This window comes from Streptomyces sp. CNS606 (genome assembly GCF_000426325.1).
In genome coordinates this window covers 66014-81653 of the sequence record NZ_AUFD01000012.1, presented here as the reverse complement: position 1 = coordinate 81653, position 15640 = coordinate 66014, and the positions used below count along the sequence as shown (strand labels likewise).

Sequence of the window (15640 nt, the reverse complement as noted above, 5' to 3'; positions counted from 1 at the left end):
GAGCCGGCACCAGACGACCGCAGGGACCACAGGGACCACAGGGGAGCCGCATGAGCAACATCCCGGAAACCGGACGCACCCCCCGCATCACCATCCGCCTGGTGGCGATCCAGATCCTGGTGTTCTCCCTGCTGCTCACCCTCGGCGGGCGGCTGTGGTACCTCCAGATCCGCAACGGCGAGGAGTACTCGGCAAAGGCCGCGGGAAACCACGTCCAGCAGGTCGTCAAGCCCGCCGTGCGCGGCTCCATCCTGGACGCCCGCGGCGTGCCGATCGCCGACAACGAGACCCGCCTGGTCGTCTCCGCCTCCCGCACCGCGCTGATGAAGATGGACGACGGCGGCGACGCCGTCCTCGGCCGGCTGGCGAAGGTCCTCGACATGCCCGCCAAGGACGTACGGCAGCGGGTGCGGCTGTGCAACGCCGAGACCCCCAAGCCCTGCTGGAACGGCTCGCCCTACCAGCCGATCCCCATCACCGACGAGGCGACCGCCCAGCAGGCGCTGACCATCCGTGAGCGCTCCGAGGACTTCCCCGGCATCCTCGCCGAGCCCAAGGCCGTACGCCGCTACCCCAGCCCGTACGGAGCCGACACCTCGCAGGTCCTCGGCTACCTCTCCCCGGTGACCGACGAGGAGATCAAGGAGGCCGAGAACACCGACTCGCCGTTCCTCCCCTCCGACCAGATCGGCCGCTCCGGGCTGGAGCGCAGCTACAACACGGCCCTGCGCGGCGACGCGGGCGTCACCGAGTACGAGGTCGACAAGCTCGGCCGGGTGATGGGACAGAAGCTCAGCGAGAAGGCCGAACCCGGGTCCACCCTCATCACCAGCGTCGACTCCCGCATCCAGGCCGTCGCCGAGCGCGAGCTGCTGGCGGCCATGAAGGAAGCCCGCAAGCAGCACGACCACAACACCGGCCGCAACTACGAGGCCGACGCCGGCGCCATGGTCGTCATGGAGTCCAAGACCGGCCGTGTCGTCGCCATGGCGTCCAACCCGCAGTACGACCCGAACGCCTGGGTCGGCGGCATCTCCGCCGACGACTACACGCGGCTCACCAGCAAGAAGTCGAACTACCCGCTGCTGAACCGTGCCATCCAGGGGCAGGCGGCCCCCGGCTCGATCTTCAAGGTCATCTCCTCCGCCGCGGCCGTCCGCGCCGGCTACGACTGGAACGGCAGCTACCCCTGCACCAGCGCCTACACCGTCGGCAACAACACCTTCAAGAACTACGAGTCCCAGAGTCACGGCAGCATCAACCTCGCCCGGGCACTGGAGGTCTCCTGCGACACCGTCTTCTACCGCCTCTCGCACCAGGAGTGGAAGAAGGACGGCGGGATCGACCCGAAGAAGAACACGGAGGACTGGTTCTACCGGACCGCTCACGACTTCGGTCTCGGCGAGGAGACCGGCATCGACCTGCCCAACGAGGTCACCGGCCGCGTCCCCGACCGCCAGTGGAAGAAGAACTACTGGAAGGCCAACAAGGACTCCTGGTGCAAGACCGCCGAGAAGTGGCCGGAGAAGAAGAGCTACCAGATCACCCTGGCGCGTGAGGGCTGCCTCGAGGGATTCAAGCTGCACGCCTACGACACGATCAACTACTCGATCGGACAGGGCGACACCCTCGTCACGCCGATCCAGATGGCGACCATCTACGCCGCCATCTCCAACGGCGGCACCCTCTACGACCCCACCCTCGGCAAGGCCGTCGTCAGCCCCGACGGCTCCCAGGTCGAGATGATCGAACCGAAGGCGCACGGCAAGCTGCCGCTGAACAAGAAGACGCTCAAGCAGATGGACGAGGCCCTCGAAGGCGTGGCCACGCGCGGCACCGCCGCCTGGCGCTTCACCCAGGTCGGCTGGCCCCAGAAGAAGATCCCGATGCACGCCAAGACCGGTACCGCCGAGGTCTACGGAAAGCAGACCACCTCCTGGTTCGCCACCTACACCGAGGACTACACGATCGTGATGACGATCTCCCAGGGTGGTACAGGTTCCGGTGCCTCCGGCCCGGCCGTCCGCAACGTCTACGACGCCATCTACGGTGTCCAGGAGGACGGCTCGATCGACAAGAAGAAGGCGCTGCTGCCCGACCCGCAGAAGTCCCTCCCCGAGATCAACGAGCACGGTCAGATCGCGTCCGGATTCTCCGAGAAGTTCGAAGCCCGGGAACAGAAGGCGGCGGCGAAGGCCGAGGGCGACCCGACGGACGACGGGGGCACAGAGTGAGCACCCGCTCCTACTCCCTCGACGGCTACGGGCCCCAGCAGAAGTCCGCGTGGCGCCGGGCCACCGCCCGCGACAGCCTCGTGCGGCGGCTGGACTGGCCCATGCTCCTGGCCGCCGTCGCGCTGTCCCTGCTGGGCTCCCTCCTCGTGTGGTCCGCCACCCGCACCCGGGACTCCCTCAACCACGGTGACCCGCAGCACTTCCTCTGGCGGCACCTGCTCAGCCTCCTCATCGGCCTCGCGCTGATGGGCGGCACCGTGTGGCTCGGCCACCGGCGCCTGCGCGGTGCGGTACCCGTGCTCTACGGCATCTCCGTCGTCCTCGCCCTGCTGGTCCTCACCCCGCTCGGCGCGACCATCAACGGCTCCCGCGCCTGGCTCGACTTCGGAGGCGGCCTCTCCCTCCAGCCCGCCGAGTTCATCAAGATCACCGTGATACTGGTCATGGCGATGCTGCTGGCCGCCCGCGTCGACGCGGGCGACCGGGAACACCCCGACCACCGCACCGTGCTCCAGGCCCTCGGCATGGCCGCGCTGCCCATCGTCGTGATCATGCTGATGCCCGACCTGGGCTCCACCATGGTCATCGTCGTCATCGTGCTCGGCGTGCTCCTGGCCTCCGGCGCCTCCAACCGCTGGGTCGTCGGCCTCGTCGTCACCGGCGTCGGCGGCGCCGTCGCGGTCTGGATGCTCGGCCTGCTCGACGAGTACCAGATCAACCGGTTCGCCGCCTTCGCCAACCCCTCCCTCGACCCCCGCGGGGTCGGCTACAACACCAACCAGGCACGCATCGCCATCGGCTCCGGCGGCCTGTGGGGCAAGGGCCTCTTCGACGGCACCCAGACCACCGGCCAGTTCGTGCCCGAGCAGCAGACCGACTTCATCTTCACCGTCGCGGGAGAGGAACTCGGCTTCGCCGGCGGCGCGGCCATCATCGCCCTCATGGGCGTGGTCCTCTGGCGCGCCTGCCGCATCGCCCGCAACACCACCGAGCTGTACGGCACCATCGTCGCCGCCGGCATCATCGCCTGGTTCGCCTTCCAGACCTTCGAGAACATCGGCATGACCCTCGGCATCATGCCCGTCGCCGGCCTGCCGCTGCCCTTCGTCTCCTACGGCGGCACCTCGATGTTCGCCGTCTGGATCGCCGTCGGCCTCCTCCAATCGATCAAGGTGCAACGTCCGGTGTCCGCCTAGCGACGCCTGCGGGCACCTCCCCCGCGCCGCACCGGTTGCCCGCGCCGGGGAGGGCGCCTACGTTCCGAACATGGCGGACGTGGTGCGCGAGACCGAGCGGAAGTACGAGGCCGCGGACGACACGCGGCTCCCCGACCTCGAGGTGAAGGGCGTCGCCGCGGTCACCGAGGGCGGCGAGACCCTGCTCGAAGCCGTCTACTACGACACGGAGGACGGCCGGCTGGCCGCCGCCGGCATGACGCTGCGCCGCCGCACCGGCGGCGACGACGAGGGCTGGCACCTCAAACTCCCGGTCGGGCGCCACGTACGCGACGAGGTCCGCGCACCCCTCGCCGACACCCCGCCGCGCGCCCTCACCAGGCTCGTCCGCTCCCGCGTGCGGACCGCGGCCCTGGTGCCCGTGATGGAGCTGACCACACGGCGCCGCGTCCACAGGCTCGGCGACACCGGCGGGACCGTACTCGCCGAAGTCGCACGGGACCGGGTCACCGCGACCCGGCCCGGACACGGGAAGGACGGCACCGCCACCTGGACCGAGATCGAAGCCGAACTGCACGACGGACGGCCGAAACTCCTCGACCGGATCGAGAAGCGGCTGCGCGCCGCCGGCCTGCGGCCCGCCCGGTCCGCGTCCAAGCTGCAGCGCGCGCTCCAGGAGACGGCGCCGACCACGGCCGCAAGGGCGGACGACGCGCCCGGCACACCGGGCGCCGGCGCCCGGGGAGCGGCCCCGGACACCGCCGGCCACCACGTCCTCGCCTACGTGCGCACCCAGGTCGAGGCCCTCGTCGCCCTCGACCCCGCCGTACGCCGACACCAACCCGACTCGGTCCACCAGATGCGCGTGGCGGCCCGGCGACTCCGCAGCTGCTTCCGGTCCTACCGCTCCGTCCTCGACCGCCGTGCCACCGACCCGCTCGGCGCCGAACTGCGCCGGCTGGCCGCCGAACTCGGCCACGACCGCGACCGCGAGGTACTGCTCGCCCGGCTCACCGACCACCTCGCCCGCCTGCCGCGCGGCCTCCGCCTCGGACCCGTCAGCGGCCGCCTCCGCACCTACGACCGGGCCCGGCGCGCCGGAAGCCGCAACCGCGTCACCGCCGTGCTCGACGGAGACCGGTACCTCGCCCTCCTCGACGCGCTGCACGCCCTGCTGGCCGCCCCTCCCCTGAAGCCCGCGGCGGACAGGTCGCCGCGGAAGATCCTCGACCGTGCCGTACGCCGCGACACCGGCCGGCTGTCCGCCCGCATCCGGCGCGCCCTGGACCTCCCGCCCGGTGCAGAGCGCGACCGCGCGCTCCACGAAGCCCGCAAAGCCGCCAAGCGGGCCCGCTACTCCGCCGAGGTCGCCCGCCCCGCCCTGGGCGGCCGGGCGGCGAAGCACGTCAAGCGGATGAAGGCGGTGCAGCAGCTGCTCGGCGAACACCAGGACGCCGTCGTGGCCCGACAGGCCCTGCGTGACCTCGCCCTCCAGGCGCACGACGCCGGTGAGCCGTCCTTCACCTACGGAGTGCTGCACGCCCGGGAGAGCGCCCTCGCCGCGACGTACGAGCGGCGGCTTCCGAAGCTGTGGCGCTCGGTGACCGAACGCGGACCCTTCTAGCCGTCCACAGGCGGGGAGGAGCGGTCCGCCGTCCGCGTTACGCTGAGGGGTCACCGCATCGAGTACGCCGCACCCTGCCCCGAGGACACCACCCATGCCAGTCGAGTCGGTCTTCCCGCGCCTGGAGGCCCTTCTCCCGCACGTCCAGAAGCCGATCCAGTACGTCGGCGGCGAGCTGAACTCCACCGTAAAGGACTGGGACGCCACCGACGTCCGCTGGGCGCTGATGTACCCCGACGCGTACGAGGTCGGCCTGCCCAACCAGGGCGTCATGATCCTCTACGAGGTGCTCAACGAGCGCGAGGGCGTCCTCGCCGAGCGCACCTACAGCGTGTGGCCGGACCTCGAGAAGCTCATGCGCGAGCACGACGTCCCGCAGTTCACCGTCGACGCGCACCGCCCCGTCGGTGCCTTCGACGTGCTCGGCGTCTCCTTCGCGACCGAGCTGGGCTACACCAACCTGCTCACCGCGCTGGAACTCTCCGGCGTCCCGCTGGAGGCCGCCGACCGCACCGAGGACCACCCGATCGTCCTCGCGGGCGGGCACGCCGCCTTCAACCCCGAGCCCATCGCGGACTTCCTCGACTGCGCGGTCGTCGGCGACGGCGAACAGGCCGTGCTGGAGATCACCGAGATCATCCGCGCGTGGAAGAACGAGGGCCGCCCCGGCGGACGCGACGAGCTGCTGTTCCGGCTGGCGAAGACCGGGTCGGTGTACGTGCCGAAGTTCTACGACGTGGAGTACCTGGCCGACGGCCGCATCTCCCGCGTCGTCCCCAACCGCTCCGGCGTGCCGTGGCGCGTGTCCAAGCACACCGTCATGGACCTCGACGAGTGGCCGTACCCCAAGCAGCCGCTGGTGCCGCTCGCCGAGACCGTGCACGAGCGGATGTCGGTGGAGATCTTCCGCGGCTGCACCCGCGGCTGCCGCTTCTGCCAGGCCGGCATGATCACCCGCCCGGTCCGCGAGCGGTCCATCACGGGCATCGGCGACATGGTCGAGAAGGGGCTGAAGAGCACCGGCTTCGAGGAGGTCGGCCTGCTGTCGCTGTCCTCCGCCGACCACACCGAGATCGGCGACGTCGCCAAGGGCCTCGCCGACCGGTACGAAGAGGACAAGATCGGCCTCTCGCTGCCTTCCACCCGGGTCGACGCGTTCAACATCGACCTGGCCAACGAACTGACCCGGAACGGCCGCCGGTCCGGCCTCACCTTCGCCCCCGAGGGCGGCAGCGAGCGCATCCGCAAGGTCATCAACAAGATGGTCTCCGAGGAGGACCTGATCCGCACCGTCGCCACCGCGTACGGCAACGGCTGGCGGCAGGTGAAGCTGTACTTCATGTGCGGCCTCCCGACCGAGACCGACGACGACGTCCTCCAGATCGCCGACATGGCGACCAGCGTCATCGCCAAGGGCCGCGAGGTGTCGCGCTCGAACGACATCCGCTGCACCGTGTCCATCGGCGGCTTCGTGCCCAAGCCGCACACGCCCTTCCAGTGGGCGCCGCAGCTCTCCGCCGAGGAGACCGACGCCCGGCTCGGCAAGCTCCGCGACAAGATCCGCGGCGACAAGAAGTACGGCCGCTCCATCGGCTTCCGCTACCACGACGGCAAGCCCGGCATCGTCGAGGGCCTGCTCTCCCGGGGCGACCGGCGCCTCGGCTCCGTGATCCGCGAGGTCCACCGCCGCGGCGGCCGGTTCGACGGCTGGCGCGAGTACTTCAGCTACGACCTGTGGATGGACTCCGCCGCCGCGACGCTGCCGGAGTACGGCGTGGACGTCGACTGGTACACCACCCGCGAGCGCACCTACGAGGAGGTCCTGCCCTGGGACCACCTCGACTCCGGCCTCGACAAGGACTGGCTCTGGGAGGACTGGCAGGACGCCCTCGACGAGACCGAGGTCGAGGACTGCCGCTGGACCCCTTGCTTCGACTGTGGCGTGTGTCCTCAGCTCGACACCGAGATCCAGATCGGCCCCACCGGCAAGAAGCTGCTGCCGCTGAGCGTCGTGGACAAGTAGGTTCGTCCGCCCCTCCGCGTGCCCCGTCATCGGGCTCTCGGAGGGGCGTCAGCCGGAAAAGCGTTGGTGCCGTCGCCCGATGGTCGGCAGACTTCCGTCATGCCGAAACTCGTCCTTCCCACCACTGCCGTCCATGCGTCGTTCGTCGCCGCCATGAAGGAGTTCGAGACCGAAGGACGCGCCGGGGACGGCAGCTCCATCGGGCAGGAGATCGAGGAGTTCGGCGACCGCTGGCACGAGCCGGAAGGGTTCGCCGCGTACGTCGCGGCGCTCCGCGCCGAGGAACACGAGGAGACCGTGCGGACCGCGGGACACGTGGCGTGCACGACGTTGTGGTACGTCGACGGCGACGCCTTCCTCGGCCGCTTCGCGATCCGGCACCGGCTCAACGACTTCCTGCTGGAACAGGGCGGGCACATCGGTTACGACGTGCGCGCCTCCGCACGGCGGCGCGGCCACGCCACGGCCATGCTGCGGGAAGGGCTCGTGCACGCCCGCGCCCTCGGCATCGATCCGGCGCTGATCACGTGCGAGCACGACAACACCGCCTCCCGGAAGGTCGTCGAGGGCGGCGGAGGGGTCTTCGAGGACCGGCGCGGGGACAAGCTGCGGTACTGGGTGCCGACCGCCTGAGCCGGAAGGGGACGCCGGTACGGGGAGAGGACGGGGAGAGGGGCGCGTACCCTGGGCGGCAGGATTCTCCGCGCTCCCGCGCCGCGGCACGCGTGAGCGGACGCGCGGACTTCCGCCCCCTTGCACCCCGTACACCCAAGGGCGGCCGCCCGGGGCGTGCCGCCCTGCACCGAGGAGAGACCCCTGGGCAAGCGACAGCCCGAAGGCCCGCCGCCCGCACCCGCGGTGCAGCGCATCCGACTGCGCTACACCAAGCGCGGCCGCCTCCGGTTCACCAGCCACCGTGACTTCCAGCGCGCCTTCGAGCGGGCGCTGCGCCGCGCCGAGGTGCCCATGGCGTACTCGGCCGGATTCACCCCGCACCCGAAGGTGAGCTACGCCAACGCCGCCCCCACCGGCACCGCCAGCGAGGCCGAGTACCTGGAGATCGCCCTCACCACGCACCGCGACCCCGAGGCGCTGCGCCGCGGGCTCGACGCGTGCATGCCGGACGGTCTGGACCTGACCGACGCGGTCGAGGCCCGGACGTCCGACTTCGCCGACCGCCTCCAGGCGTCCGCCTGGGAGCTGCGGCTCGAAGGCGTCGCCGTCGAGAACGCGCGCCGGGCCGTGGAGGCGTTCCTCGCCGCCGAAACGGTCGAGGTGCAGCGGCAGACAAAGAAGGGGGTCCGCACCTTCGACGCCCGCGCCGCCGTCGCCTCGCTGGAGAGCGAGGGCGTCACACAGAGCGAGGATGATAGGCCCCAGCAGCATCCCTGTGCGATACTGCGGCTGGTAGTGCGGCACCTGACACCTGCCGTACGACCCGACGACGTCCTGTCCGGCCTCCGAGCTACGGCCGACCTGGCGCCGCCGGTCCCGGCAGCGGTGACCAGGCTGGCGCAGGGGCCGCTCGATGAGGAGACCGGCACGGTGACCGACCCGCTGGTTCCCGACCGCGACGCATCCCCCGCCGCGACGGGGCCGAGCGTGGTCGCCCCGGACACGACCGGGGCCGTCACCGCGTAGGTACGGAGCCGAAACGTGCCGCCGCCGACGCAGGCGCCAGGGAGCCACCCGGGCCGCCGACCGGCAGGCGAGCGCACCGCCACAGCAGACTTTCGCCGTAGCCGAGCCCGCAGGGACGGAACCGGCGAGCGACAACGAACAGCTCCCGAGCGGCGCCCGCGCCCGGCGGGACGCGGCAGCAAGGCGTACGACGCGCCCGGCCGCGACCGGCGGGGCGAGGCGCCCGGGAGCGTGACGGGAGAACTGCCCGCATGCCCGAGCCCAAGGACTCCGCAGCCGCGGAGAACACCGCGAAGGACCCGAGGACGCCGCCCGTGAGCGCGTCGTCGGACGGACCGAATCAGCAGGCCGCGGCCTCCGCCGACAACGGAAGCCCCAGCGACACCCTGCCGCCGCGCCGCCGTGCGCCGCGCCGCGCGTCCGCCCCGGCGGGCGCGCCCCCGGCCGCGCCCGAGGCGCCCGCCCCGGACACGCTGCCGGCCGCCGCGCCGGCCGCCCACGACGCCGCCGCTTCGCCCGCCGCCGACCCGTCGGAGCCCGCCCCGGCGCGTACCCGTCGTCGTGCCACGCGCCGCGCGTCCGCTCCTGCCGGTGCCCCCTCTGTGACGGAGGGTGCCACCGGGGCGACCGCGTCCGGTGCCGCCGCGGTCGCGGCCGGTGAGGCTCCCGCCGCGGACGCCTCGGCGTCCGCCGACGGTCCGGTCGCCGACGTGCCCGCGACCGGTCAGGCCGAGCCCGCCCCGGCGCGTACCCGTCGCCGGGCGACCCGGCGGGCCTCCGCTCCGGCCGGAGCGCCCGAGGCCGCAGAGCAGGCGAGCCCCGGTGCCGGGGACGGTGCCGTGGAGAACGAGGAGCAGGCGGCGCCTGCGCGCAGCCGTCGTCGTGCGACCCGCAAGGCCGCCGCATCGGCGCCGGAGCAGGCCGCCGACGCCGCCGGGTCCGGCACCGGCACCGGCGGAGAGGCCGTCGCGGTCAGCGAGGAGGCCGAGCCGGCGCCCGCCCGGGGCCGCCGCCGCGCCGCGCGCAAGGAAGCCGCCCCGGCCGAGGGGACCGCCGCCGCGGACACGCCGACCGCCGCGGACGAGGAGCAGGCGGCGCCCGCGCGCAGCCGTCGTCGCGCCACCCGCAAGGCCGTCGCGCCGGCCCACGAGCACGTCGCCGACGAGGCCGAGGGCGCGGGCCGGTCGCCCGCCTCCGACGAGCCCGCACTGCCGGTCGAGGCCCCCACCGCGCCGGCCGGGCGCAAGCGTGCGGCGCAGCCGCCGGTGGCCATGTTCCAGGCGCCGGTGTTCACCGAGCCGACGTTCCAGACGCCGCAGAGCGCCGCCGCCCAGGCCGCCGCGGACCAGGACGAGGAGACGGACGAGGAGGAGCCGGAGACCACCGCGCCCGCCTCGCGCAGCCGCCGTCGCCGTCGTCGCGGAGAGTCCGAGGGCGACGCGTCCCGTCCCGCCGGGCCGGGGGACGAGGAGGGCACCGGCGACGAGGCCCGGTCGGACGAGTCGGACGAGTCGGACGACGAGGGCTCGGACGACGAGGGTTCGGACGAGTCCGGTGAGCGCCCCGCGCGCCGTCGCCGCCGTGGCGGGCGTCGCCGCAGGCGGGGCGAGTCCGCCGATGCACAGGGCGCGGACGACGGCGGCCGCGGCGACTCGGCGTCGGACGACTCCGACGGTGACGAGGACGAGGACGAGTCCGGAAAGAACGACGCGGAGCGCGACGAGGACGAGGGGGGCGGCCACGGCGGCGGCTCCAGCAGCTCGCGCCGTCGTCGCCGTCGTCGCCGTCGCAGCGGGGACTCGTCCGACAACGGGCCCACCGACGGCGACCCGGAGCGCACGGTCGTCAAGGTCCGCGAGCCCCGGAAGAAGAAGGACTCCGAGCCCGCCGACGAGGTGCAGGCGATCAAGGGCTCCACTCGGCTGGAGGCGAAGAAGCAGCGCCGCCGGGAGGGCCGCGAGCAGGGCCGTCGGCGCGTGCCGATCATCACCGAGGCCGAGTTCCTGGCGCGCCGCGAGGCCGTCGAGCGGGTCATGGTCGTGCGCCAGAACGGCGACCGGACGCAGATCGGCGTGCTCGAGGACGACGTGCTGGTCGAGCACTTCGTCAACAAGGAGCAGTCGACGAGCTACGTCGGCAACGTCTACCTCGGCAAGGTCCAGAACGTGCTGCCCTCGATGGAGGCGGCGTTCGTCGACATCGGCAAGGGCCGCAACGCCGTGCTCTACGCAGGCGAGGTCAACTTCGAGGCGCTCGGCATGGCCAACGGGCCGCGCCGGATCGAGACCGCGCTGAAGTCCGGCCAGCCGGTGCTGGTTCAGGTCACCAAGGACCCGATCGGCCACAAGGGCGCCCGTCTGACCAGCCAGGTGTCGCTGCCCGGCCGCTACCTGGTGTACGTGCCCGAGGGCTCGATGACCGGTATCAGCCGGAAGCTTCCCGACACCGAGCGGGCCCGGCTGAAGCAGATCCTCAAGCAGGTCGTGCCGGAGAACGCGGGCGTCATCGTCCGCACCGCCGCCGAGGGCGCCAGCGAGGACGAGCTGCGCCGTGACGTCGAGCGGCTCCAGGCGCAGTGGGAGGACATCCAGCGGAAGGCGCAGAAGGGCAACGCGCCGACGCTGCTGTACGGCGAGCCGGACATGACCGTCCGGGTCGTGCGCGACATCTTCAACGAGGACTTCTCCAAGGTCATCGTCTCCGGCGAGCAGGCATGGGAGACGGTGCACGGCTACGTCTCGCACGTCGCGCCGGACCTGGTGGGACGGCTCCAGAAGTGGACGTCCGACGTGGACGTCTTCGCCACCCACCGGATCGACGAGCAGCTGACGAAGGCCCTCGACCGGAAGGTGTGGCTGCCCAGCGGTGGTTCGCTGGTGATCGACCGGACCGAGGCGATGGTCGTGGTCGACGTCAACACCGGCAAGTTCACCGGCCAGGGCGGCAACCTGGAGGAGACGGTCACCCGGAACAACCTGGAGGCGGCCGAGGAGATCGTGCGCCAGCTCCGGCTGCGCGACCTGGGCGGCATCATCGTCATCGACTTCATCGACATGGTGCTGGAGTCCAACCGGGACTTGGTGCTGCGCCGTCTGCTCGAATGCCTGGGCCGGGACCGCACGAAGCACCAGGTGGCCGAGGTGACCTCGCTGGGCCTGGTGCAGATGACCCGCAAGCGGGTCGGCCAGGGCCTGCTGGAGTCGTTCTCCGAGTCCTGCGTGCACTGCAACGGGCGCGGCGTGATCGTGCACGTCGAGCAGGCGCAGGCGGCCGGTGGCGGCGGTGGCGGCAAGAAGAGCCGCAAGAAGCAGAAGGCCGCGGCGGCGCAGGCGGCCGCAGTGGAGGCCGAGGCCGCGGCGTCCGCCGCGGAGAGCGCCGCAGAGCATGCGGAGACCGCGTCGGAGGAGGCGGAGACCGCCGCCGAGGTCGCAGCGGAGGCCGCCGAGCCGAAGAAGCTGCCGGAGCCCGCCTTCGTGCCGGACGAGGAGCTGTACAGCAGCGCCGCCGAGGCAGAGGCAGCGGCGAGCCGCGGCGGCCGTACGCGCCGCCGGGGCGGCCGCAAGGCGTCCGCGCCCGCCGGCCCGCCGAAGGCCGCCGGGGTCGCGGACGCCGAGGTCGCGGACGCCGAGGGTGCGCAGGACGAGGCGGGGGACCCGGACCAGGCCGCGCCCGCCCGCACCCGGCGCCGGGCCGGCCGTAAGGCGTCGGCGCCCGCCGGTGCCCCGCAGGGCGGGGAGGCGGCGGAGGCCGCAGGGTCGATCGTGGTGCCCGCGGCGGCTTCCGCCGGTGAGCCCGCCGCGGCGCCCTCCGGGCCCGTCGCCGCGTCCGCTGCCGACGCCGGCCCGGCGGCGGAGGCCGCACCGCCCGCCCGCGCCCGGCGCCGCGCCGGCCGCGCGGTGTCCGCTCCGGCGGGCTCACCCGTCGGCGGCGGTGGTGACGAGGCCGGAGCCATCGTGCTGCCGACCGTGGACCGTGGTCCGGGGGACGCCGGTGCGCCGGCCCCGGAGCCGACGGATGCCCCCGCCGCGGCCGAGGTGGCGCCGCCCGCGCGGTCGCGCCGTCGGGTCACGCGCACGGTCTCCGCTCCGTCCGGTGCGCCCGGAGGCGCCGACGGCGAAGGCGCCATCGTGCTGCCCGCCGCGCGTGACGAGCAGGGCGCCGACGGCGTGGACGGCTCCGAGACGGACGGCTCCGAGGTGGAGGGAGCGGACGCGCCCGGGGCCGCCAAGACCGCGAAGAAGGCGGCCCGGACCGCTGCCAAGAAGGCGACGGCCAAGAAGAGCGGCACCACTGCGAAGAAGGCGGCGAAGAAGTCGACGGCCCGGAAGTCGGCCACCGGCGAGAAGAAGGCCGCTTCTTCTCGCTCCTCGCGCCGCACGGCGGCGGCCGACCAGCAGACGCCGCCGTCGGTCTCCGCTCCGGCCGAGGACTGAGCCGTACGGCCGTGCCGGCCCCGTTCGTTCCGGTCGTGGAGCGGGCGGGGCCGGTTTGACCCCCTGGTCGCTGCCCCGTAATCTTGACCGTCGGCGTGTCGTCAAGGGTGCGCCGTGCTTCTGAGCAACTCCCTCCCGCCGGGGCCGTGCACCGGAACCCGGAGCGGGAGAGGCCGTTCACTCCTCAGTGGGACAGTCGCGGGACTCCTGCGCGAGCGGCTGGCATCAGGGGCCCCGAACCGAGCGAAAGAGAGCTTCACCGTGTACGCGATCGTGCGCACCGGCGGCCGTCAGCAGAAGGTTGCTGTCGGCGACGTCATCGAGGTTGACCGTATCTCCACCGGCAAGGTCGGCGACAGCGTCGAGCTCTCGACCCTGCTCGTGGTCGACGGCGAGTCCGTCACCAGCGACCCCTGGGTGCTGGCGGGCGTGAAGGTCCAGGCAGAGGTCGTGGACCACCACAAGGGTTCGAAGATCCGGATCCAGAAGTACAAGAACAAGACCGGTTACAAGAAGCGGATCGGTCACCGCCAGCTGCACACCGCGCTGAAGATCACCGACATCCCCGCCCCGGCCGCGAAGTAAGGGACTGAGAACACATGGCACACAAGAAGGGCGCATCGTCCACCCGGAACGGTCGCGACTCCAATGCCCAGCGGCTCGGCGTCAAGCGCTTCGGCGGTCAGGTCGTGAACGCCGGTGAGATCATCGTCCGCCAGCGCGGCACCCACTTCCACCCGGGCACGGGCGTCGGCCGCGGCGGCGACGACACCCTGTTCGCGCTGGACGCCGGTGCGGTGCAGTTCGGCACCCACCGCGGCCGCAAGGTCGTCAACATCGTTCCGGCCGGCCAGTAAGGCCCCGGTTCGACACCGACACACACGCGAGGGCGGACCGCCGTTCCCCGGCAGGGGAGCGGGGCCGCCCTCGCCGTGTTCGCGGCCCCGCCCGGACCGCTGTCCCTTCCCGCCGCTCCCGTCCCCGCACCGCTGAACCAGCACCCGCACCGCACCGCACCGCCAGGAGGCACCCGTCATGACCACCTTCGTGGACCGCGTCGAGCTGCACGTCGCCGCGGGTAGCGGAGGCCACGGCTGCGCCTCCGTGCATCGGGAGAAGTTCAAGCCGCTCGGCGGCCCCAACGGGGGCAACGGCGGGCGCGGTGGCGACGTCGTCCTCGTCGTGGACACCGACGTCACCACGCTGCTCGAGTACCACCACGGGCCGCACCGGACGGCCGCGAACGGCCGTCCCGGCGAGGGCGACAACCGGTCGGGCAAGGACGGCGCGGACCTGGTGCTGCCGGTGCCCGACGGCACGGTCGTGCTCGACGGCAGGGGCGAGGTGCTGGCCGACATGGTGGGTCAGGGCACCACGTTCGTCGCCGGCCAGGGCGGCCGCGGCGGCCTGGGCAACGCCGCGCTGGCGTCCGCGCGTCGCAAGGCGCCGGGCTTCGCGCTGCTCGGGGAGCCCGGCGAGAGCCGCGACATCGTGCTGGAGCTGAAGACGGTCGCGGACGTGGCGCTGGTCGGCTACCCGTCGGCGGGCAAGTCGTCGCTGATCTCGGTGCTCTCCGCGGCCAAGCCGAAGATCGCCGACTACCCCTTCACGACCCTGGTGCCGAACCTCGGCGTGGTCACGGCCGGCGGCACCGTCTACACGGTCGCCGACGTGCCCGGCCTGATCGAGGGCGCCAGCGAGGGCCGTGGCCTCGGCCTGGAGTTCCTCCGGCACGTCGAACGCTGCGAGGTGCTGGTGCACGTGCTCGACTGCGCCACCCTCGAGTCGCATCGCGACCCGCTCTCCGACCTGGACGCCATCGAGCGGGAACTGACCCAGTACGGCGGCCTCGACAACCGTCCGCGGCTGGTCGCGCTCAACAAGACCGACATCCCCGACGGCAAGGATCTCGCCGACATCATCCGCCCCGACCTGGAGGCGCGTGGCTACTCGGTGTTCGACGTGTCGGCGGTCTCCCGCAGCGGCCTGAAGGAGCTGTCCTTCGCCTTGGCCGGCATCGTCGAGCAGGCCCGTGCGGCCAAGCCGCAGCAGGAGGCGACACGCGTCGTCATCCGTCCCAAGCCGGTGGACGACGCCGGCTTCACCGTCAGCCGCGAGGCGGACGCGCTGTACCGGGTGCGCGGGGAGAAGCCGGAACGCTGGGTGCGGCAGACCGACTTCAACAACGACGAGGCCGTCGGCTACCTCGCCGACCGCCTCAACCGCCTGGGCGTCGAGGACGCCCTCGTCAAGGCGGGCGCCCGGGAGGGCGACGGTGTCGCCATCGGTCCCGAGGACGACGCGGTCGTCTTCGACTTCGAGCCGGCGATGGCCTCCGGCGCGGAGATGCTCGGCCGCCGGGGCGAGGACCACCGCATGGACACGCCCCGTCCCGCCGCCCAGCGCCGCCGCGACCGCCAGGCCGAACGCGACGAGGCGCAGTCCGCCTACGACGAGTTCGACCCCTTCGCGTAGGGGTTCGACGGCCCGCCCGGGCCACCGCTTCCGCG

Annotated in this window: 10 protein-coding genes; all 10 read left to right on the top strand. The window is 72.7% G+C overall.

Going from position 1 to position 15640, the window contains the following annotated elements; all coding sequences use genetic code 11:
* The first annotated feature begins 50 nt into the window (after nucleotides 1-50).
* Nucleotides 51-2234, top strand: a complete 2184-nt coding sequence (gene mrdA / locus K304_RS28260) for a penicillin-binding protein 2 (protein ID WP_078528870.1) — start codon at nucleotides 51-53, stop codon at nucleotides 2232-2234.
* Nucleotides 2231-3430 (top strand): rod shape-determining protein RodA, encoded by a 1200-nt coding sequence (gene rodA / locus K304_RS0109990; protein ID WP_027763631.1) that lies wholly within the window; start codon nucleotides 2231-2233, stop codon nucleotides 3428-3430. The genes mrdA and rodA overlap by 4 nt, the downstream gene beginning before the upstream one ends.
* Nucleotides 3431-3500: 70 nt before the next feature.
* A complete protein-coding gene (locus K304_RS0109985) occupies nucleotides 3501-5033 on the top strand; it encodes a CYTH and CHAD domain-containing protein (RefSeq protein WP_027763630.1) in 1533 nt (510 codons plus the stop codon).
* 94 nt (nucleotides 5034-5127) lie between these two features.
* Nucleotides 5128-7056 carry a TIGR03960 family B12-binding radical SAM protein gene (locus tag K304_RS0109980; protein ID WP_027763629.1) on the top strand — a complete coding sequence of 643 codons (1929 nt, stop codon included), beginning with the start codon at nucleotides 5128-5130 and terminating at the stop codon, nucleotides 7054-7056.
* A 99-nt stretch (nucleotides 7057-7155) separates the two neighbouring features.
* Entirely contained in the window at nucleotides 7156-7689 is a 534-nt protein-coding gene (locus K304_RS0109975; protein WP_027763628.1) for a GNAT family N-acetyltransferase, read from the top strand.
* Between the two features lie 225 nt (nucleotides 7690-7914).
* Nucleotides 7915-8697 (top strand): TIGR03936 family radical SAM-associated protein, encoded by a 783-nt coding sequence (locus tag K304_RS0109970; RefSeq protein ID WP_027763627.1) that lies wholly within the window; start codon nucleotides 7915-7917, stop codon nucleotides 8695-8697.
* A 251-nt stretch (nucleotides 8698-8948) separates the two neighbouring features.
* On the top strand, nucleotides 8949-13130 hold the full coding sequence (locus tag K304_RS28255; protein ID WP_037789844.1) for an Rne/Rng family ribonuclease: 4182 nt from the start codon (nucleotides 8949-8951) through the stop codon (nucleotides 13128-13130).
* A 261-nt stretch (nucleotides 13131-13391) separates the two neighbouring features.
* The gene (rplU, locus tag K304_RS0109960) at nucleotides 13392-13715 is read left to right on the top strand and encodes a 50S ribosomal protein L21 (protein ID WP_027763626.1); all 324 of its coding nucleotides are present in this window, start codon (nucleotides 13392-13394) and stop codon (nucleotides 13713-13715) included.
* Between the two features lie 14 nt (nucleotides 13716-13729).
* Nucleotides 13730-13987 (top strand): 50S ribosomal protein L27, encoded by a 258-nt coding sequence (gene rpmA, locus K304_RS0109955; RefSeq protein ID WP_027763625.1) that lies wholly within the window; start codon nucleotides 13730-13732, stop codon nucleotides 13985-13987.
* A gap of 178 nt (nucleotides 13988-14165) precedes the next feature.
* Nucleotides 14166-15605 (top strand): GTPase ObgE, encoded by a 1440-nt coding sequence (obgE, locus tag K304_RS0109950; protein ID WP_027763624.1) that lies wholly within the window; start codon nucleotides 14166-14168, stop codon nucleotides 15603-15605.
* The last annotated feature ends 35 nt before the right edge of the window (nucleotides 15606-15640 follow it).

Excerpts from the sequence above, each read along its gene's own strand:
- obgE (WP_027763624.1), top strand. The coding sequence starts at position 14,166 with ATGACCACCTTCGTGGACCGCGTCGAGCTGCACGTCGCCGCGGGTAGC.
- K304_RS0109985 (WP_027763630.1), top strand. The coding sequence starts at position 3,501 with ATGGCGGACGTGGTGCGCGAGACCGAGCGGAAGTACGAGGCCGCGGAC.
- mrdA (WP_078528870.1), top strand. The coding sequence starts at position 51 with ATGAGCAACATCCCGGAAACCGGACGCACCCCCCGCATCACCATCCGC.
- K304_RS0109975 (WP_027763628.1), top strand. The coding sequence starts at position 7,156 with ATGCCGAAACTCGTCCTTCCCACCACTGCCGTCCATGCGTCGTTCGTC.
- K304_RS0109980 (WP_027763629.1), top strand. The coding sequence starts at position 5,128 with ATGCCAGTCGAGTCGGTCTTCCCGCGCCTGGAGGCCCTTCTCCCGCAC.
- rpmA (WP_027763625.1), top strand. The coding sequence starts at position 13,730 with ATGGCACACAAGAAGGGCGCATCGTCCACCCGGAACGGTCGCGACTCC.
- K304_RS28255 (WP_037789844.1), top strand. The coding sequence starts at position 8,949 with ATGCCCGAGCCCAAGGACTCCGCAGCCGCGGAGAACACCGCGAAGGAC.